Origin of the sequence: Actinomadura sp. SCN-SB (assembly GCF_043906805.1) — a bacterium.
GTDB lineage: Bacteria > Actinomycetota > Actinomycetes > Streptosporangiales > Streptosporangiaceae > Spirillospora.
On the sequence record NZ_JBIMPP010000014.1, the window covers coordinates 51,024 to 70,419 of the forward strand.

A 19,396-nucleotide genomic window follows, 5' to 3' on the forward strand; every position below is an offset into this window, starting at 1 on the left:
GTGGCGTGATGGCATCGCGCATGGGTGAGCGTCCGGCCGGGTTGCTGCTGGCGGCGGGGGAGGGGAGCAGGCTGGGCCGTCCCAAGGCGCTGCTGGAGCTGGACGGGGAGCGGCTGGTCGACCGCGGCGTGCGGACGCTGCGCGACGGTGGCTGCTCGCCCGTCCTGGTGGTGGCCGGCGCCGCCCCGCTGGAGGTGATCGGGGCCGTGGTCGTCCCGAATCCCGACTGGCGCAGCGGGATGGGGTCGTCGTTGCGGGCGGGGCTGGCGGCCCTGCCGTCCGGCTGCCCCGCGGTCGTGGTCGCGCTGGTCGATCAGCCGCTGGTCGGCCCCGAGGCGGTGCGGCGCCTGATCGAGGCGTACGAGGCGGGGGCGCGCGTCGCCGTCGCCACCTACGAGGGACGTCCCCGCAACCCGGTGCTGATCGCGGGTGAGCATTTCGAGGCGGTCGCCGAGGCCGCGCGGGGCGACGCGGGCGCCCGCGTCTTCCTGCGTGAGCACCCGGAGCTGGTGACGCCGGTGCCGTGCGCGGACGTGGCCGCGCCCGACGACATCGACACCCCCGCCGACCTGGAGGCGTTCAACCGGCGCCGCGCCCGCTAGCCGGACTCCGAGAGGGCGGAGAGGGCGCTCTCGTAGGCGCGGAGCGCGTCGACGACGAGGCGGCGCTGCTCCGGCGTGAGCGGTTCGAGCGCGGCGCGCCAGGCGGCGGCGCCCGGGGCCAGCCAGTCCCGGATGGCGGGCAGCCGGTCCTCGGCGATGCTGACGATGGCGCGGCGGCGGTCGGCGGGGTCGGCGTGCCGCTCCATCAGCCCCTTGCGGCTGAGGTCGCCGACCATGAGGCTCACCGTGGCCGGGGCGACCTCCAGGCGCGCGGCCAGCTCGTTGACGCTCATCGGCCCGTCGAACATCAGGTACGCCAGCAGGGACAGATGACGCGGCGCCAGGTCGAGCGAGCGCAGCACCTCCGGCGGCGGGGTCCGCTTGGCCCGCCCGATCAGCCTCGGCATCAGCAGCAGCATGGTCCGCACGCCGTCGTCCACACCGAGGCCCTGTTCGTCTGTTGACATCCCCGCCCGACCCAAATAGCTTTGCATTCAAAGTAGCTTTGCTTTCAAAGCAAAGCTATTGCACGTCGCATCCGACCCATCAGGATAGGGGGCGGCCATGGAGGTCGCGGAGTTCAACCGGTCGATCATCGAGGAGTTCCGCGCCAACGGCGGCGCGGTCGGCGGACCGTTCGAGGGCGCCACGCTGGCGCTGCTGACCACCACCGGCGCCAAGACGGGCCGGCCCCATACCACCCCCCTCGTGTACCTGGCCGACGGCGACCGTGTCCTGGTCTTCGCCACCAACTCCGGCGCCCCGTCCCACCCCCAGTGGTTCACCAACCTCCTCGCCGACAACCGCGTCACCGTCGAGATCGGCACCGAGACCTACGAGGCCACGGCGATCGCGTTGCATGGCGAGGAGCGCGCGGCCAAGTACGCCGAGCAGGCCCGGCGCCATCCCGCGTTCGCCGAGTACCAGGAGAAGACCGACCGCGAGATCCCGGTCGTCGCGCTCTACCGCGCCGACTCGGACCAGCCCTTGGGCATCGGCGACCTTCTGGTGAACGTGCACCGTTCCCTCCGCCAGGACCTCGCGGCGCTCCGGGCCGACGTCGAGTCGTATCTGTCCAACGGCCAGGCGTCGGGGGCGGCGAGGCCCGACCTGGCCGCGCAACTACGCGCCCACTGCACCGCCTTCTGCGGTGCGCTGCACGAGCATCACCAAGGCGAGGAGACCGAAGGGTTCCCGCGCCTGCAACGCCTTCACCCCGAGTTGGCCCCCGTCCTGGAACGCCTGAGGCAGGAACACGACGCCGTGACCGGCATGCGGCGGGACCTCCAAGCCCTCCTGGACGACATCGACACCGCCGACCCCGACCAGGTCCGCACCAAGCTCGCCGACGTCAACGACCAGTTGGAGGCCCATTACGCCTACGAGGAGAAGGAACTCTTCGACGCGCTCAACGCCGTCACCGCCGGCGAATGGAGCGGTTCCCGCTAGACGCCCGGGTTTGGCGGCGAACCGATCGAGGGATGCCTTGGACGTCCGCGTCCCCTTCCCCCGAGGGAGCCCTTGATGGCCGACGGTCCCCCCGCGTTCTTCGGCTCGCCGCTCTTCGCGCCCGCGATGCGGGTCGTCACCCGGATCCATGTGGCGGTCTTCCGGGCCACGGGAGGCCGGGTCGGCGGCCGGTTCCGGTTCGGCAGCGCCTTCCCGCACGGCGTGCCCGTCTGCCTGCTCACCACACGAGGCCGCAAGTCCGGCAAGGCCCGCACCTGCGCGCTGATCTACCTTCCCGACGGCGACCGCGTCGTGCTGGTCGCGTCGCGCGGCGGGACGCCCCGCAGCCCGCAGTGGTACTTCAACGTGCTGTCCCAGCCCCGCGTCCTGGTGCGGACGCGCGGACGGGCGCGGCGGATGCTGGCGTACGAGGCCGAAGGGGACGAACGCGACGCGCTCTGGGAGCGGCTGGTGGCCCTCTACCCCGAGTACGCCGCCTACCAGTCGTGGACGGACCGGCGCATCCCCGTCGTCGTCTGCGAGCCCCCGCTCGGCGTCTAGCGTTCGACGGAGGCGGGCAGCGCGCTCTCGTCGAGGGCGCCGCAGTCCACGGCGCGCTGGAGGCGGTCCGTCAGGGCCTTGATGGTGGCGGGCTCGTCCAGGACGCCGTTGGGCTTGCCCGCCGCCTGCTCGTGCCAGGCCCGGACGCGGCCGATGACCTCGTCGACGCCGGACAGGTGGTAGGCGTAGACGACGGCGTAGCGGCTGGGCAGGTGCGCCGGATGCATGTCCCAGCCCTGCCAGAAGCCGTGCAGCATGGAGTGCCGGACGTGGGCCGCGTGCACCGCCCAGGTGTGGTTGACCTCATCCGCGCCGTCGTTGCGGGGGACCACGTTGGTCGAGCCGTCCGACAGGCGCACGCCCGAACCCGCCAAGGCGACCTGCATGACGTGCCGGGCGAAGTCGCAGGCGGGATGGTCGAGCCGCTGCTGCTCGGGCGGCAGGCCGAGGGCGGCGGTGTAGTCGAACACGCCGAAGTGCGCGGCGGTCAGCCGGCCCGCGGCGGCGTCGGCGATCCCGCGCAGCCCGATCCGGCCCTCCTCGTCGAAGATCGCCTCGGGGGTCTCCACCTGGATCTCGAACCGCAGGATCCCGCCGGGCAGGCCCAGCGCGCCCTCCAGCCGGTCCAGGTAGTCGACGAACACCCGGACGTGCTCGGCCGCGACCACCTTCGGGAAGGTGATGGTGAACCCGCCCGGCAGCCGCCCCAGCCGGTCGCGCAGCGCGGTGAGGAACCCGTCGAGGGTGCGCATGGACCGCTCGTGCGCGCCGTCGGCGAACGACTTCACCCGCAGCCCCCAGTAGTGGGGCAGCCCCTTGACCTGGTACGCGGCGGCGACGGCCTCCACCACCTGGGCGATGTGGGCGTCCTCCTCCTCGTCGGAGCGGACCCCGTAGCCGTCCTCGAAGTCGATCCGCACGTCCTCGACCGGCTCGGCCACCAGCTTGGCCGCCACCCGCTCCCGCACCGGACCGGCCAGCTCGGGATCGAGGCCGAACGCGGTGCCGAACGAGCCGGCGCCCGGCGTGTGGGTGTTGAGCAGCCGCAGCGCCTCGGCGCCGAAGTCGGCGGGCGTGGTGCGGGAGAAGCGGTCGGCGGGCACGTAGACGGTGTGCACCGGCTGCCGCCCGGTGGCGGGCCCCGGGAACCGCGTGGCGTGAGCGTCGCGGATCGCCGCGATCCGCGCGGACAGGTCGTCGAGCGAGGGGACGCTGAAGTTCACTCCGCCATGATCCCCCAAGATCCCGTGTGGTGGGCACCCGGCCGGAGATGGATCACGTCGATTCCGGTGGCGAACGCGTTGGGCGGGCACGTCATCGGCTCGGCGCCCAGCCCGCGGCGGCGCCGGTCGCCGGGGGCGGCGTCGGCGGTGACCACTTCCAGCCACGGATGGGCCGCGTCCGCCCACAGCGCCGTGGTGCGCCCGCCGCCGGTCAGCCGCACCCACGCGCGCCCGGCGGCGTCCCTGCGCAGCCCGGTGAAGGCGTTGTCGATGACCTGGCCGCCGAGCTTGCGGCCGTTCCGCAGGTCGTACGGGGTGCCGGAGACGTCCACCGCGGGACCGGACGGGATCAGCCGCTCGTCCACCGGCAGCCACCGGTCGGCGGTGACCGTCACGGCGCAGTCGTCGATCGGCTCGCCGACGGTGAGGTAGGGGTGCGCGCCGTGCCCGTACGGGGCGGTGCGCGTGCCCACGTTGCGGGCCGACAGCCGCACGGTCAGGCCCCGCTCCGCGTCCAGCGCGTAGTCGGCCTCCAGGTCGAGGCGGAACGGGTAGCCCGCCCGCCCCATCAGCCTGTGCGCCAGCCGTACGCGATGAGGCTCGCGCTCCACCAGCGTCCAAGGGGACGAGCGCACGAGGCCGTGGATGGCGCACTCGTTCTTCGGCTCGGACAGGTCGAGCTGGTGGATGCGCCCGTCGTAGGCGTACCGGCCCCGGTCGATCCGGTTCGGCCAGGGGATCAGCAACTGCCCGAACGACACCTGGATCGGCTCGTCGGCGTCGAAGGACAGCACCAGCGGCAGCCCGTCGCGCTCCAGCTCCCGCAGGCCGGCGCCGGCCTCGGTGACGACGGCCCGGTACGGCCCGGCGGCGATGACGTGCTGGACGCCGCTGATCGGCTCACCGTCGATCGACTCGGTCATGGCCCGAAGGTACCCAAGCCGGCCGCGGAGTCAGGGCAGTTCGGCCAAGGCGTGCAGCGCGTCCTGGAACACGGTGGCGGGCGGCGACACCAGGCCCGCGCCGACCTGGCCGACGCCGGCCTCGCGGCCCGCGATCCCGGTGTCGATGACCGGCAGGATCCCGGTCCGGACCACCTTGGTCACGTCGATCCCGCAGGGCGTGCCGCGGAACGACAGCAGCGGGATCTGCAGCGCCGGGTGCTCGGCCAGCGTGATCTCGTACATCCGCTGGGTGGCGGCCAGCGCGTCGGGCACCTCGCCGCCGACGAAGCGGACGATGGCGGGCGCCGCGGCCAGCGCGAACCCGCCCACCCCGGCGGTCTCGGTGATCGCCGAGTCGCCGATGTCGGGGTTGGCGTCGTCCGGCCCGTACGCGCCGAGGTAGAGCCCGTCGGGCACCCCGGCGGGCCCGGTGAACCAGCGGTCGCCCGTCCCGGACACCTGGATGCCGAAGTCGGTGCCGTTGCGGGCCATCGCCACCACCAGGCTCGACCCCGGCACCCCGCGGGCGGCGTCGGCGGCGGCCTTGGCCGCGGCCATCGCCGGGTTCAGGAAGAAGTGGTCGTTGCCGCCGGCGAAGCGCAGCGCCTCGGCCACCTGGTCGCGCGGCGCGTCCGCCTCGGCCATGCCGGGTGCCAGCTCGCGCAGGAACAGTGAGGTCGCGGCCCGGTTCCGGTTGTGCAGCTCGTCGCCCATCTGGAGCGCCTGCGCCATGATCGACAGCAGGTCGAGCGGGCCGTGCCGCCGCACCGCCTTCCGCAGGACGGGTCCCAGCACGTCCGACATCCACCGCAGCCGCTCGATCACCTCCGGGCCGTACGCGCCGTACCGGAGCACCTTGCCGAGCCCCTCGTTGAGCGAGCAGTACGCGGTGCCGCCGTGCTCGGCGTCCTCCACCACCAGCATCCACATGGACGGGCTCACCACGCCCGCCATCGGGCCCACCGCCCCGTGGTGGTGGCACGGGTCGAGCGTCGCCGCGCCCTTCTCCAGCAGTTCCCGGGCCTTCTCGGGCGTGTCGGCCAGCCCTTCCAGCAGCATCGCCCCGATCAGCGCGCCGCGCATGGGACCGGACGCGCGCTCCCACTCCAGCGGAGGGCCCGCGTGCAGGAACGTGCCGCTCTCCAAGCCCAGCACCTCGCCCGCGGGACGCACGTCCACCAGGTGGGGGCGCGCGCTGAGCATCCGGCCGACCGCGCGCTCGTTCGCCTCGATGAATCCGGGCCGTCCCATCACCGCGACCAGGGCGTCCTCGGTGCCCTCGGGCGGCGGGCGCCAGTCCACGGCCTCGACCGGCACCGCCTGGGCCTCCAGCGCCTCGGCCAGCACCCCCACGCCGGCCGTCACCACCCTCGGCTCGCGGGCCAGCAGCCCGCCCAGCCGGGACCGGGAGTCATCCATCGGCGCCCCTCCCTTCGCCGGCGCGGAGCCCGGCCGCGTACCGCGCGGCCTCGGCGTTGGACGCGAAGACCGACGCGCCGGCCGCCCGCAGCGCCTCCGCCTGCCCGTCCCTGCCCTGCGGGTCGGCGGGCGTGCCGCACAGCGACACCACCACGGCCAGGTCGTCGCGCCGCTCCAGGGCCGCGGCGATCGCCGGGGCCAGCGACGCCGCGGGGTCGGGGTCGGCCCCGTACCCCAGGACGACGTCGAGCAGCAGCACCCCGCACGCGGGGTCGGCGGCCTGCTTCGCGATCGCCTCCAGCCGCAGCGTCGGGTCGATCATCGGGTGGGCGCGGCCCCGGGTGTAGGCGTCGTCGCCGTAGTCGATCAGCTCGTGGCCCCGTGCCGTCCTGCCGCCCGTCCTGCCGCTTCGCGCGGTGCTCGCGATCGCCTCGGCCTCGTCCCGCAGCGTCCCTCCGGAGAACAGGCCGCGCAGCGCGCCCGTCACCGGGCGCGGCGGGGGAGGGGCCAGCCAGCGCGGCCACTCCGGCACCGGCCTGCCCAGGCGCCTCAGCGCCCGCTCGGTGGCCCTGGTCAGATCGTCCTCCGGACCCGGGAACGCGAACACCACCGGGGTGCCGAGCCTGCGCGCCGCCTCCGCGACGAGATCGGCCACCTGCGGCGCGGGCGGCTTGGACACCAGGACGATCAGCTCGGTGCCGGGGTCGGCGTCCAGCGCCGCCAGCGCGGCCAGCGACGACCGGCCGCTGACCTCCAGCGACAGGTCCCGGCCCCCGACGCCCAGCGCGTGCCCGACGCCGACGCCCGCCGCGTCCAGCAGGCACATCACCTGCTGCGCGCCGGTGCCCGACGCCGCCACCAGGCCGACCGGACCGGGACGGACGGCGTTGGCGAAGCCCAGGCCCGCGCCGCCGACGAGCGCGGTGCCGCAGTCCGGGCCCATCACGATCAGCCCGTGCCTGGCCGCCGCGTCCTTGAGCGCGATCTCCTGCTCCAGCGGCACGTTGTCGCTGAAGACCATCACGTTGAGCCCGGCCGCGAGGGCGTCCATGGCCTCGGGGAACACGTACGGGCCCGGCACCGACACCAGCGCGATCCCCGCGCCGGCGCGCCGCGCCGCCGCGCCGGTCGTGCGCGCCGGCGGGAGCGTTCCCGGCACCACCCCAGAACGGTTCCCCGCGGGCCCGGCGCCCGCCGAGGCCAGCAGGTCGTCCAGGGCGCGGCGGGCGGCGTCCAGCGCCTCGCCGTCCGCGCTGACCGCCACCACCAGATCGGCGGGTCCCGCGTCCCCGGGCGCCTCGAAACCCATTCTGGCCAGCATCTCCAGGTTCAACTGTGTCCCCATCGCGGCCATCGCGCCGTCCACGCCGGCCAGCTCCCCGACCCGCTGGCTGACCCGCATCAGCGTGACCGAGTCGTGGTACGCCCCCCTCCGCACCTCGACCCATTTCATGGGACCACCCGCCGGGCCGGCGGCACGAGGGTCCGGGTCACGCCGACACCCTGCTGCCCTGGCCGGCCATGGCGGTGTGCGCCAGCACGGCGCGGCAGCCGGCGAGCACGCCCGAGGCCAGGTCGGCGCCCGACGTGTGCCCGGCGGCCAGCAGCCGCCGCACGGCCGGCGCCGCGGGTTCCAGCCCCGCCACCGCGCGCAGCACCGCCGCGACCTCCGCGCCCGCGGCGCCGGACGCCGCGCAATGCAGCAGGGTCGCGGCGAGAGCCGTGGTGCGGGTGCCGGCGTCCGCGGTGACGGCCGCGCCCAGCCAGTCGGCCAGCCACACCGCCCGGCCTCCCGGGCGCGCCGCGCCGCCCAGCAGCCGCAGGGACAGCAGCAGCCCGCAGAGGATGTCGTCGCCGCTGGGCGTCAGCCCCGGCCCGAGACCCACGATCCGCTCGGCCGCCTCGATGGTGCCCGCCAGGTCACCGGCCTCGCACCGGTCGGCCAGCAGCACCGGATCGGGATGGCCGTACAGCCCGCCGCGCGCGGTGCCGCCCGCGTCCGCCAGCGCCGCCTCCAGGGACCGCAGGCCGTGCGCCAGCGTCGCGACCGGCACGGGCCCCAGCGCGGGGGACGGGTCCCACCAGCGCCTCACCTTGGTCTCCAGCCCGTCGATCTCGACGCGGCCCTCGCCCGCCCACGCCTCGGCGCCCTCGCGCACGGCGCGGAACGGGCGCTCGCGGCAGGTGGCGACCACCACGACCGCGTTGGGCAGCCGGACGGCGTCGGAGGTGACCACGGCCACCACCCGCGGCTCGGTCCCTGTGCGCGACTCCAGGTAGACCGCCGAGGGGAACACCGCGATCACGCGGGCGGGGCGGCGCGGCGCGTCCAGCACCGGGCGCAGCGCGAGGCTCGCGGCGCCCGCGGCCGGCGGCCTGCGGCCCGGCTGCGGGGCGAGCGGGATCGGGTCTCGCACGAGAGCGGTCACGGGGTCCTCCCGAGGCCGGTGTCGTCGTCCTTGCCGGCCGGCCTCTCTAGCCGCGACCGTAAGGCCCTGCACACGGCGTCTCGTATGGAGAAAACTGCCAAGCCTGGTTGTCATCCTTCGTCTTTGTTGTCAGTGTTGATCGAGCAGCGGTAGCGATCACGCCCGTCGGGGCGATGTCAGCACCAAGGAGCGAGGTGACCGTTCCCGTGAGTCAGCAGCGACTGCCCGCCGCGGGATGGCGGCCTTTCGAGCGTCCTCGCCTTCCCCCCTTCCCACGGTTCGTCCCTCGTCCCCGCTCACCGCGCAGAGGCGTGTCCGACCACGCGTCCGACCACGCGTGCGATCACACCATGGGCCGGGACGGCACCCCGGCCCAGCGGACCGGACCCCACCAGGGCCCCGCCCGCGCACGCCGGCGGCCGGAGAACCCGCCGCCGGAGCCGACCCAGTTGGGAGTCATCTGATGCCAGTCCCCGTGGACCCGGGCCCACCGGCCCTGCGACTCGCCAGTACGGGAACCCTCACCTACGGGCTGCCGGTCGGGGAGGTCCTGGGCGTCTCCACCCTCAAGGGCGCCAGGCTCATCGCCGGCCGCAGCGGCCTCGGCCGCATCGTGCAGCGGCTCAACGTCATGGAGGTCCCCGACATCCTGGCGTGGGTCAAGCCGAACGAACTGCTGCTGACCACCGGCTACCCGCTGCGCAACACCCCGCAGTCCCTGGACAACCTGGTCGCCGACCTCGACGAGCGCGGCCTGGCCGCGCTCGGCGTCAAGCTCGGCCGCTACCTGGACTCGCTGCCCGCCGAGATGATCGAGCAGGCGGACCGCCGCGGCTTCCCGCTGATCCTGCTGCCCGACGACGTCGGCTTCGACGACATCCTCAACCAGGTGCTCACCGACATCCTCAACCGGCAGGCCGCGGTGCTGGCCCGCACCGAGGAGGTGCACCGGGCGCTGCTGCAGATCGTCCTGTGCGGCGGCGGGCTGCAGGAGGTCGTCGACGAGGTCGCCGGTTTACTGGAGGTCGCGGTCGTCGCGCTGGACGGGGAGCAGCGCGTGCTGGCCGGTTCCGGCCCCGAGGAGCAGATCCAGGCCATGCGCGCGCTGGGCCGCGGCCCGTCCCGTGACGGCGACCACCTGGTGGTGCCCGTCGTCGCCGGCGGGTTCGACCACGGCAGGATCGTCGCCTACAGCCCGAGCGGGACGCTGCGCGAGGCCGACCAGACGATCCTGGAGCGCGCCGCCACCGTCGCGGCGCTCGTGGTGACCAAGCAGCAGGCGGTCGCGGCGGTCGAGAGCAAGTACCGCGCCGACTTCCTGCGCGACATCCTGTCGGGACGGGCGGGCGACGACGACCGGGTGGTGGCGCACTGCGCCGGGTTCGGCTGGGATCTGGACCGCCCCATGATGGTGCTGGTCGCCGAGCTGGACGGACGTCCGCGCGGGTCCGACGGCCCGCGCGAGGCCGACCGCGCCCGCGACGGGGCGCGGGGCGAGCAGGGGCGCGACCCGATGCGCGGGGAGGCGGGCCGCGGCGCCGAGGAACGCTCCGCGCAGGAACGGCTCGCCGCCGCGTGGACCACGGCGGTGCGCCGGTACGACCGGGGCGCGGCGGTGGCCAGCTTCGCGCACGAGGTCGTCGCCGTCGTGGGCGCGGACGGGGACGACGCGGCCGCCCTCTCCGGCGGCCCCGTCCAGTCGATCGTCAAGGAGGCCGCCGCGGTGTTCTCCGAGCACCGCCGCACCTTCTCCACCGGCATCAGCCGTACCGTGCGCTCGCCCGCCGCCCTGCCCGAGGCGTACGAGCAGGCGGTCAAGGCGGTGCGGGTCGGGCGGCAGCTCCACGGCGCGGGCGCCCGCGCCCACTTCGACCAGCTCGGCGTCTACCGCCTGCTCAGCCTGGTCTCCGACGCCGGTGAGCTGCACGCGTTCGTCCGCGAGACGCTGGGCGAGCTGGCCTCCGACGACGAGCCGGAACTGGTGGACCTGCGCCGCACGCTGCAGGTGCTGCTGGAGACCAACCTCAACGTCGCCGAGACGGCCCGCAGACTGCACTTCCACTACAACACCCTGCGGTACCGCATCGGGAAGCTGGAACGGATGCTCGGCCCGTTCACCGAGGACGCCCACCTTCGCCTCAACCTGACCCTCGCGCTGCACGTGCTGCGCATGCGCGGCATCTGACGGCGAGGCGTTACACCGGCGACCGCACATCGTCTCCCAACGCAGGGGAGGTGCTTTGGCAAAACTCGCCGATGCCTGCTGACCTGGGTCGCCTTAGGTTGCGCGCAAAGCCGTGCCAGGGCCGACCGGAACCCGGCACGGCGCGGGCACTCCTGGGGAGGGGCACGGATGGCCAACGGGCTGAGGTTCGGCTGGAAGGTGCACGGCGACGGGAAGACACCGCCCCCCGGGGAGGTCGTCGCACCCGACGAACGGCTGTCCTGGCCGCGCACGGCGGGCATCGGCGCCCAGCACGTGGTCGCGATGTTCGGCGCGACGTTCGTGTTCCCGCTCGTCATGGGGCTGGACCCGAACCTCGCGGTGATGATGTCCGGCGTCGCCACCATCCTGTTCCTGCTGATCGTCCAGGGGAGGGTGCCCAGCTACCTGGGGACCAGCGCCTCGTTCGTCGGCGGGGTGTTCGCGATCCGCGCCGGGGTCGACAGCGCGCAGACCGACGCCTGGGTGACCGGCGCGATCCTGGTCGCCGGCGCGGTGCTGGCGCTGTGCGGCGTGCTGATCCACGTGCTGGGCGTCCGGGTCATCCACCAGGTGTTCCCGCCCGTGGTGACGGGCGCCGTGGTCATGCTGATCGGGTTCGGGCTGGCGTTCGTGGTCGCCGACACCTACTGGCCGCAGGACCACTGGGTCGCCCTGGTCACCATGGTGTTCGTCTTCCTGGTCATGGTGGTGTTCCGCGGGTTCATCGGCCGGATCGCCATCCTGCTGGGACTGGTGTTCGGGTTCGTGCTGTCGTGGATCCTCGACCTCACGGTCGGGCAGGTCACCTCGGTGCTGCCCGGCCAGAACCTGCGCGACGCGGCCGGGCAGGCGTGCCAGCCCGAGGGCCCGTACTGCGTGGCCACCGCGTTCGCGCACGACCGGGTGAGCTTCGCCGGTGTGGAGAGCGCCGACTGGTTCGGGTTCCCCTCCACGCACGCCCCCGACTTCAAGCTGTCGGCGATCCTGCTGGTGCTGCCCGCCGTGATCGCGCTGATCGCGGAGAACGCGGGGCACGTCAAGGCGGTCGGCGAGATCACCCGCACCGACCTGGACCCGATGATCGGCCGCACCATCGTCGCCGACGGCGTCGGCACCATGGTGACCAGCTCCGTCGGAGGCTCGCCCACCACCACCTACGCCGAGAACATCGGCGTCATGGCCGCCACCCGCATCTACTCCACCGCCGCGTACTACATCGCCGCGGTGATCGCGATCCTGTTCGGCCTGTGCCCGAAGTTCGGCGCGCTGGTCGCCGCGACCCCCGGCGGCGTGCTGGGCGGCGTCACGGTGATCCTGTACGGGATGATCGGGCTGCTCGGCGCCAAGATCTGGATCGAGAACCGGGTGGACTTCGCCGACCCGGTCAACATGGTCCCGGCCGGCGCGGGCATCATCCTGGCCGTGGGACCGGTGGTGCACCAGATCAACGAGGACTTCACGCTGGAGGGCATCGCGCTCGGCACCATCGTGGTCCTGGCCGGCTACCACCTGCTCCGGCAGATCTCCGACCGGATCTCCGGGGTCGTGCCCCCGGAGGCGGCCGCCCCGCTCGATCCGTCGGGGACCGCGGCGCCCGAGGCCGGGGGAGGCGACGCCCGGCCGTGAAGCCGCCGCCGTTCGACTACCGCGCGCCGTGCACGACCCAGGAGGCCCTGGACGCGCTCGCCGGCGGCGGCGCCAAGGTCCTCGCGGGCGGGCAGAGCCTCATCCCGCTGCTGAACATGCGCCTGGCCGCGCCCGCCCGGCTCGTCGACATCAACGGCGTGGCCGGTCTGGACACCGTGGAGGTCACCGGCGAGGGCGTGCGGGTCGGCGCCCTCGCCCGGCACGCGCGGGTGGAGCGGGACGAGCGGGCCGCCGCCGTCCAGCCGCTGATCGGGCAGGCGCTGCGGCACGTCGCCCACCCCGTCATCCGCAACCGCGGCACGGTCGTGGGCAGCCTCGCGCACGCCGACCCGGCCGCCGAGCTGCCCGCGGTCCTGGCCGTCCTCGGCGGCACGGTCGAGGTCGCCTCGGCCGGGGGCCGCCGCGCCGTCGCCGCCGCCGACCTGTTCACCGGGCCGCTGGAGTCGTGCCTGGACGAGGACGAGCTGGCCCTGTCGGCGTTCTTCCCCGCCGCGCCCCGGCTCACCGGCACCGCGTTCGCCGAGACGGCCAGGCGGCACGGCGACTACGCCCTGGCGGGCGTCGCGGCCGTGGTCGCGCTGGACGACGACCTGCGCGTGACCTCGGCCCGCGCCGGATACCTCGGCGTCGCGGGCGTCCCGCTCGTCCTGGACCTGTCCGAGCCCGCGGAGTCGGCGGCGCGCACCGGCGACTGGTCCGCCGTCGCCGCGTACGCCCGCGAGCGCCTCGACCCCGACGGCGACATCCACGCCGGCGCCGGGTACCGCCGCCATCTGGCGGGCGTGCTCACCGAACGCGCCCTGCGCGCCGCGGCCCGCGACGCCGTCCAACGGGAGGCACGATGACCGAGGAGACCTTCGAGATCGCGCTGACCGTCAACGGCGTGCACCGGACGGCGCGGGCCCCCGCGCGCCGGCTGCTGTCGGACCTGCTGCGCCACGACCTGAGGCTGACCGGCACGCATGTCGGCTGCGAGCACGGCGTGTGCGGCTGTTGTACGGTCCTGATGGACGGCGAGCCGGTGCGGTCGTGCCTGATGTTCGCCGTGACCGCCTCCGGCCACGAGATCACCACCGTCGAGGGCCTGGCCGGGCCGGACGGGACGCTCTCACCCGTCCAGCGCGCCTTCCACGAATGCCACGCCCTGCAATGCGGGTTCTGCACGCCGGGCTTCCTCTGCACGGTCACCGCGCTGCTGCGCGACAATCCCCGCCCGACGGAGGACGAGGTGCTGGAGGGCATCTCGGGCAACCTGTGCCGCTGCACCGGCTACCAGAACATCGTCAAAGCGGTGCATCGCGCCGCCGACCTGATGGACGAGGAGTCCTGATGGGGTTCGGGGAAGGCGTGGTGCGGCGCGAGGACCCGCGGCTGCTCACCGGCCAGGGACGGTACGTGGACGACTTGGGGCACGACGCGCTGGCGGTGGCGTTCGTCCGGTCGCCGCACGCGCACGCGCGCATCGTCGACATCGACGTGACCGAGGCCCTGGACGTCGAGGGCCTGGTCGCCGTCTACACCTGGGAGGACCTTCCGGGTCGGGTGGGGGAGCCGCTGCCGCTCCTCATCCCGCACCCGTCCCTCACCCACGGCCGCACCGGGTACCCGCTCGCGCGGGACGTGGTCCGGCACGTCGGGGAGCCGGTCGCGATGGTGGTCGCGGCGGACCGCTACCTGGCCGAGGACGCCGTCGACCGGATCGCCGTCGAGTACGAGCCGCTGCCCCCCGTCGTCGGGATCGAGGCCGCCGACCGCGCCGACCGTCTCGTCCACGACGACGTCCCCGGCAATCTCGGCGGCGTCCTGCTCCAGGAGACCGGGGACGTGGACGCGGCCATCGCGGCGGCCCCGCACGTGCTGGAGTTCCGTCTCGACATCGAGCGCAGCGCGTCCATGCCCCTGGAGGGACGCGGCGTGTACGCGCGCTGGGACGCCGACGACGAGACGCTGCGGGTCTACAGCTCCACGCAGGCGTCCACCAGCGTGCGCGCCGCGATCGCCGCCAAGCTCGACCTCGCGCCGCGACAGGTCGAGGTGATCGCCCCCGATGTCGGCGGCGGCTTCGGCGTCAAGATCGTCCACCCGTGGCCGGAGGAGGTGCTGGTGCCGTGGGCGGCGCGGCTGCTCGGCCGCGAGGTGAAGTGGGCCGAGGACCGGCGCGAGCACTTCGTGGCGTCCGCGCACGAGCGCGGGCAGCTCCAGCGGGTGCGGGTCGGCTTCGACGACGAGGGCCGGGTGCTCGGCCTGGACGTGCGGATCCTGCACGACCACGGCGCCTACACCCCGTACGGGATCATCATCCCGATCGTCACGTCCACCCAGTTGCTCGGCCCGTACAAGATCGGCGCGTACCGGGCCGAGGTGCGCAGCCTCTACACCAACACGCTGATCGTCACCCCGTACCGGGGCGCGGGCCGCCCGCAGGGCGTGTTCTGCATGGAGCGCACCATGGACCGCATCGCCGACCATCTGGGACGCGACCGGGCGGAGGTGCGCGAGGCCAACCTGATCCAGCCCGGCGAGTTCCCCTACGACCAGGGGCTCACGTTCCAGGACGGCCGCCCGCTGGTCTACGACTCGGGGAACTACCCGGAGCTGCTGCGCAAGCTCAAGGAGCTGATCGGCTGGGACGGGTTCGAGGAGGAGCGCGCCTCGGCCGCCGCGTCCGGCCGCCGGCTCGGCATCGGCATCGGCTGCTATGTGGAGGGCACCGGCGTCGGCCCCTACGAGGGCGGCCACGTCGAGATCGACTCCTCCGGACGGGTGCACGTCTCCACCGGTCTCACCTCGCAGGGGCAGGGCCACCAGACGGTGTTCGCGCAGATCGCCGCGTCCGAGCTGGGCGTGCCGATCGAGGACGTGCGGGTCACCACCGGCGACACCCGGCGGTTCGGGTACGCGGTCGGCACGTTCGCGTCCCGCGCCGCCGTGATGAGCGGCAACGCGATCGCGCTGGCCTGCCGCAAGGTGCGGGAGAAGGCGCTGCGGATCGCGGGCGAGGCGCTGGAGGCCGACCCCGCGGACCTGGAGATCACCGACGGCGTGGTGCATGTGCGCGGGGACCGGTCGTCGGCCGTTCCGCTGCGCACCGTCGCCGTGCTGTCCAACCCGCTGCGGTACGCGTTCGACGAGGAGGCTGGGCGCGCCACCCAGTTCGCCACGGCCGCGTCACCGGACCGGCCGCCCGTGGCGCCCGGCGAGGAGCCCGGACTGGAGGGGCGCGGCTACTACTCGCCCGTCCGCTCGACGTTCGCGTCCGGGGCGCACGCCGCGGTCGTCGAGGTCGATCCCGACACCGCCGAGGTCGCGATCCTGCGGTACGCGGTCGTGCACGACTGCGGCCGGCTCATCAACCCGATGGTCGTCGAGGGGCAGATCCACGGGGGAGTGGCGCAGGGCATCGCGGGCGCCCTGTACGAGCGGATGGCCTACGACGAGTCGGGTCAGCTGCTCAACGCCTCGTTCATGGACTTCCTCATGCCGTACGCGACGGAGATCCCGCGCATCCGGACCGGCCATCTGGAGACGCCGTCGCCGCTCAACCCGCTCGGCATCAAGGGCGCGGGCGAGGCGGGCGTCATCCCGGTGTCGGCCGTGATCGCCTCGGCCGTCGAGGACGCGGAGGGCCTGCGCGTCACGTCCATGCCGATGTCGCCGGACGACCTGTTCGAGCTGCGGCTGCGGGCCCGCGACGACGCGTCCCTGCACACGGCGAGGGCCTCGCGGGCGGCCGCGCGCTGACCTCCGCCTTCGCCTCTACTCGGCCTTGCCGGGGGAGGCGGGCTGGTCGGGCGCGTTGCCGCCCAGCGACTTGGGCAGGTAGTTCTCGACCGCGGCGGGACGGAAACCCTGCTGCCTGATCCAGGTGAGGATCATCTGGAACTGCTGCGCGAGTCCCTTGCGGTAGTGCATCAGCACGATGTCGCCGGGCCGGAAGCCCGTGCCGCCGTCGCCCCGCGCGAACCCGTTGAAGCCCACGCCGGGACCGGACGTGCCGTTGTAGAACTCCGCCGACCACAGCAGGATCGACTTGATCCCGCATGCCTTGGCCATCTGCCGCGTGGTCTGGTTGAAGCTCCCGAACGGCGGCCGGAAGATCTGCGGGCGCCGCCCGTACTGCTTGGCGATGGTGTCGGACGCCTCGCAGATCTCCTGCCTCTGCTTCTCCGGCGTCTGGATCGCCATGTTCAGATGGTTGACCGTGTGGTTCTCCATCCGCGACCCGGCGTTGCGCAACGCCCAGAAGTACTGCCCCTGCCCCTTCACGTAGGTCGAGGTCAGGAACGTCAGGATCGGCACCCGGTGCTTGCGGACCAGGTTCACGAACTCGGGGTCGTACTCGTAGCCGTCGTCGATGGTCAGGAAGACCACCTTGTCCTGGGTGGTGATCCGGCGGATCACCGGGGGCAGCCCGTCCGGCGCGGCCTTCGGCGGCGTCCACGAGCCCGCCTTCGGCATCGCCCAGCGCTGGTCCGCCAGCACCGTGGCGAGCTGGGTGCGCATGGAGGGGCCCTCGTCGGCGGCCTGTGCCCGCAACGTCGGCCAGGTTCCGGCCGCCACCCCGATCACGCCCGCCACCACCGAGGCCACCACGGGCAAAGTCCCTCGCATCAGCCGCCTTCTCCGTCCACCTCATCAAGGGCGTCGCATCGGATGACGCGCGGAAGCGACGCGGAGTTCGCCTTGATCACGCGATCCGTGCGAGGACATTCTTCACCTATAGGGACCGGACAGGGCGTATCTGACCAACACCGGGCGTGTACCTGGCACATGTTGCCGTACGGCGCGCGGTCCAGGCTTCTCTAGAGTCGCATCATGACCGATGCGAAGCGAGGGCATGATGCTGTTTCTAGGCGGGGGGTGTGGGGGGTCGTCCCCCCACAGTGATGGAGCATGAAGGTCACCGGCAGTGCCACCATCGCCGCGCCGCCGCCGCGCGTGTGGGACGCGTTGCAGGATCCGGCCGTCCTGGCCCGGACCATCCCCGGCTGCCACTCCCTGGAGGCCACCGGCCGGGACGCCTACAGGATGACGGTCTCGGCCGGAGTCGCGTCCATCAAAGGAACCTATGTAGGAAGTGTCGAGCTGGCCGAGCCCGACCCGCCGCGCTCGTTCGTGCTGCGCGCGCGGGGACGGGGCGCGCCCGGAACGGTCGACGCGACCGTCCGCGTCCGGCTGTCGGCGGCCGAGGACGGCACCCGCGTGGACTACGACGCCGACGCCGTCGTGGGCGGGATGATCGGCGGGGTCGGGCAGCGGATGCTCGGCTCGGTCGCCCGCAAGACCGCGGGGGAGTTCTTCGCCGCGGTCGAGCGGTCGCTGACCGCCGCCGGGATGATCGCCGAGGAGGCCGGCGCCGAGATCGTCCGCATGCCCGCGCGTGCGCGGGCCGGAGGCGGGGAGGCGCCGCCGATCGGCGAGCCGGTGGAGCCGCCGCGGCCGGGCGCCGTCTACATGGGGGAGCCTCGGGCCGCGCGTCCCGTCCCCACGCTGTCCGCGTTCGCCTCAGGCGGCGCGGTGGCGCTGGCGGGCGTCGTCATCGGGTACGTCCTAGGGCGACGCTCGACGCTCAGGAAGGCAGCGAGACCATGAGGCCCTTCACCGCGGCCGCCGTCCAACTGGCGCCCGTACCCGGACCGCTCACCGCCCGTTCCGTCCAGGACAACATCGGCAAGGCCACGGCCTGGACGCGCCGCTGCGCCGAGAGCACCGGCGCCGAGCTGATCGTCCTGCCCGAGACGTGCACGACGGGGTTCGACCCGGGCATGGGCGCCGAGGACCTGTGGAGCCTGGTCTCGGACGTCCCCGGCCCGGTCACCGAACCGTTCCAGGACACCGCGCGCGACCTCGGCGTGCACCTGTGCCTCGGCACCTACGAACGTGGGCCCGACCCCGGGACCGTCTACAACTCGGCCGTCCTCATCGGCCCGGACGGCGGCGTGCTCGGCGTCTACCGCAAGACCCACCCGTTCCGCGTCGAGGACGTCCGCCGCGGCGGCTGGACCACGCCCGGCTCCGAGGTCTGCGTCGCCGACACCGACCTCGGCCGGATCGGCATGGCGATCTGCTTCGACGGCGACTTCCCCGAGCTGTGGCGCATCCAGGCGGTGCGGGGCGCCGAGCTGATCTGCCGGCCCTCGGCGCTGCTGCGCTCGGCCGACATCTGGGAGCTGACCTGCCGCGCCCGCGCCTACGACGAGCACGTGTACGTCGTCGGCGCCAACGCGGTCGGCGCCGACCCCGCCGGGACGCTGTACTTCGGCAACTCCCTGATCGTGACGCCGGTGGCCGAGGTCGTGGCGCGCGCCGCCAGCCACGAGGGCTGGGCCGCCGCCCGCCTGGACCCCGGCACCGCGATGGGGTCGCTGACGCCGGGCTCGTCCGTCCCGCACGGGTTCGACCATCTCGCCGAGCGCAACCTGGCGCTGTACGAGAAGCACGCCTCCGACCTGGTGGCCCCGGCGGAGACCGCGTTCCCGCACGGCGGGCCGCCGGGGCGGGTGAACGGCGCTAGCTGACCGCGACCAGGTCCACCACGAAGATCAGCGTCTCGTTGGGCTTGATCGCCGGGCTGGGGCTGCGGCTGCCGTAGGCCAGGTGCGGCGGGATGACCAGCTTGCGGCGCCCGCCGACCTTCATGCCCTGGATGCCCATGTCCCAGCCCTTGATCACGTGGCCGGAGCCCAGCTCGAAGTCGAGCGTGGCGCCACGGTTCCAGGACGCGTCGAACTCCTCGCCCGTGGAGAACGCGACCCCCACGTATTGCATCGACACCTTCGAGCCCTTGACCGCCTCGGGCCCGTCGCCCTCGGTGATGTCGGTGATGTCGAGATAGCGGGGCGGCTCCCCCTCGGGGAAGTCGATCTCGGGCCGTTCAAGCGCCATCGGCGGGCTCCAGCGGTGTCGTCGGGATCTG

18 protein-coding genes are annotated in these 19,396 nt (G+C 73.7%); 10 read left to right on the forward strand and 8 right to left on the reverse strand.

All coding sequences use genetic code 11. From position 1 onward, the window contains the following. Positions 1 to 8: 8 nt before the first annotated feature. The gene (locus tag ACGWYJ_RS12010; protein ID WP_395105976.1) at positions 9 to 602 is read left to right on the forward strand and encodes an NTP transferase domain-containing protein; all 594 of its coding nucleotides are present in this window, start codon (positions 9 to 11) and stop codon (positions 600 to 602) included. Here the strand turns inward: ACGWYJ_RS12010 and ACGWYJ_RS12015 are convergent. Beyond that, positions 599 to 1,069 (reverse strand): MarR family winged helix-turn-helix transcriptional regulator, encoded by a 471-nt coding sequence (locus ACGWYJ_RS12015; RefSeq protein ID WP_395105977.1) that lies wholly within the window; start codon positions 1,067 to 1,069, stop codon positions 599 to 601. The genes ACGWYJ_RS12010 and ACGWYJ_RS12015 overlap by 4 nt on opposite strands. A 97-nt stretch (positions 1,070 to 1,166) precedes the next feature. Here ACGWYJ_RS12015 and ACGWYJ_RS12020 point away from each other — a divergent pair, with 97 nt between their 5' ends. Together ACGWYJ_RS12020 and ACGWYJ_RS12025 are read left to right on the forward strand one after the other, a co-directional pair. Further along, positions 1,167 to 2,051 (forward strand): nitroreductase/quinone reductase family protein, encoded by an 885-nt coding sequence (locus ACGWYJ_RS12020; protein ID WP_395105978.1) that lies wholly within the window; start codon positions 1,167 to 1,169, stop codon positions 2,049 to 2,051. A gap of 75 nt (positions 2,052 to 2,126) precedes the next feature. After that, on the forward strand, positions 2,127 to 2,612 hold the full coding sequence (locus tag ACGWYJ_RS12025) for a nitroreductase family deazaflavin-dependent oxidoreductase (RefSeq protein ID WP_395105979.1): 486 nt from the start codon (positions 2,127 to 2,129) through the stop codon (positions 2,610 to 2,612). Here ACGWYJ_RS12025 and ACGWYJ_RS12030 read toward each other — a convergent pair. From ACGWYJ_RS12030 to ACGWYJ_RS12050, 5 genes are read right to left on the reverse strand one after another with little or no spacing between them, the layout of a single operon-like run. Beyond that, positions 2,609 to 3,835, reverse strand: a complete 1,227-nt coding sequence (locus ACGWYJ_RS12030) for a DUF6986 family protein (protein ID WP_395105980.1) — start codon at positions 3,833 to 3,835, stop codon at positions 2,609 to 2,611. The two genes, ACGWYJ_RS12025 and ACGWYJ_RS12030, sit on opposite strands and share 4 nt — an antisense overlap. After that, the gene (locus ACGWYJ_RS12035; protein WP_395105981.1) at positions 3,832 to 4,758 is read right to left on the reverse strand and encodes an aldose 1-epimerase family protein; all 927 of its coding nucleotides are present in this window, start codon (positions 4,756 to 4,758) and stop codon (positions 3,832 to 3,834) included. Before ACGWYJ_RS12035 ends, ACGWYJ_RS12030 begins: the two co-directional genes overlap by 4 nt. Before the next feature lie 30 nt (positions 4,759 to 4,788). Further along, positions 4,789 to 6,198: a DUF1116 domain-containing protein gene (locus ACGWYJ_RS12040; protein WP_395105982.1), complete on the reverse strand. Its 1,410-nt coding sequence runs from the start codon at positions 6,196 to 6,198 to the stop codon at positions 4,789 to 4,791. Beyond that, positions 6,191 to 7,651, reverse strand: coding sequence for an FdrA family protein (locus ACGWYJ_RS12045; RefSeq protein WP_395105983.1), 1,461 nt, complete (start codon positions 7,649 to 7,651; stop codon positions 6,191 to 6,193). The genes ACGWYJ_RS12040 and ACGWYJ_RS12045 overlap by 8 nt, the downstream gene beginning before the upstream one ends. Before the next feature lie 37 nt (positions 7,652 to 7,688). Next, entirely contained in the window at positions 7,689 to 8,627 is a 939-nt protein-coding gene (locus ACGWYJ_RS12050) for a DUF2877 domain-containing protein (protein WP_395105984.1), read from the reverse strand. A 463-nt stretch (positions 8,628 to 9,090) separates the two neighbouring features. On the opposite strand from ACGWYJ_RS12050, the gene ACGWYJ_RS12055 reads away from it, so the two are divergent. From ACGWYJ_RS12055 to cutA, 5 genes are all read left to right on the forward strand, one after another. After that, the gene (locus ACGWYJ_RS12055; RefSeq protein ID WP_395105985.1) at positions 9,091 to 10,812 is read left to right on the forward strand and encodes a PucR family transcriptional regulator; all 1,722 of its coding nucleotides are present in this window, start codon (positions 9,091 to 9,093) and stop codon (positions 10,810 to 10,812) included. Positions 10,813 to 10,980: 168 nt separating this feature from the next. Beyond that, entirely contained in the window at positions 10,981 to 12,459 is a 1,479-nt protein-coding gene (locus ACGWYJ_RS12060; protein WP_395105986.1) for a uracil-xanthine permease family protein, read from the forward strand. Further along, complete coding sequence (locus ACGWYJ_RS12065) at positions 12,456 to 13,325, forward strand: FAD binding domain-containing protein (protein ID WP_395105987.1); 870 nt, start codon at positions 12,456 to 12,458, stop codon at positions 13,323 to 13,325. Before ACGWYJ_RS12060 ends, ACGWYJ_RS12065 begins: the two co-directional genes overlap by 4 nt. Further along, positions 13,322 to 13,810, forward strand: coding sequence for a (2Fe-2S)-binding protein (locus tag ACGWYJ_RS12070; RefSeq protein ID WP_395105988.1), 489 nt, complete (start codon positions 13,322 to 13,324; stop codon positions 13,808 to 13,810). The genes ACGWYJ_RS12065 and ACGWYJ_RS12070 overlap by 4 nt, the downstream gene beginning before the upstream one ends. Beyond that, positions 13,810 to 16,221, forward strand: coding sequence for an aerobic carbon-monoxide dehydrogenase large subunit (cutA, locus tag ACGWYJ_RS12075; RefSeq protein ID WP_395105989.1), 2,412 nt, complete (start codon positions 13,810 to 13,812; stop codon positions 16,219 to 16,221). The genes ACGWYJ_RS12070 and cutA overlap by 1 nt, the downstream gene beginning before the upstream one ends. Positions 16,222 to 16,236: 15 nt before the next feature. Here cutA and ACGWYJ_RS12080 read toward each other — a convergent pair whose 3' ends face one another. Then, on the reverse strand, positions 16,237 to 17,091 hold the full coding sequence (locus ACGWYJ_RS12080) for a polysaccharide deacetylase family protein (RefSeq protein ID WP_395105990.1): 855 nt from the start codon (positions 17,089 to 17,091) through the stop codon (positions 16,237 to 16,239). A 282-nt stretch (positions 17,092 to 17,373) separates the two neighbouring features. On the opposite strand from ACGWYJ_RS12080, the gene ACGWYJ_RS12085 reads away from it, so the two are divergent. Together ACGWYJ_RS12085 and ACGWYJ_RS12090 are read left to right on the forward strand one after the other, a co-directional pair. Then, entirely contained in the window at positions 17,374 to 18,072 is a 699-nt protein-coding gene (locus ACGWYJ_RS12085; protein WP_395105991.1) for a carbon monoxide dehydrogenase subunit G, read from the forward strand. Next, positions 18,069 to 18,998 (forward strand): carbon-nitrogen hydrolase family protein, encoded by a 930-nt coding sequence (locus ACGWYJ_RS12090; protein WP_395105992.1) that lies wholly within the window; start codon positions 18,069 to 18,071, stop codon positions 18,996 to 18,998. Before ACGWYJ_RS12085 ends, ACGWYJ_RS12090 begins: the two co-directional genes overlap by 4 nt. Here the strand turns inward: ACGWYJ_RS12090 and ACGWYJ_RS12095 are convergent. Then, entirely contained in the window at positions 18,991 to 19,365 is a 375-nt protein-coding gene (locus ACGWYJ_RS12095) for an FKBP-type peptidyl-prolyl cis-trans isomerase (RefSeq protein WP_395105993.1), read from the reverse strand. The two genes, ACGWYJ_RS12090 and ACGWYJ_RS12095, sit on opposite strands and share 8 nt — an antisense overlap. Positions 19,366 to 19,396 lie beyond the last annotated feature (31 nt).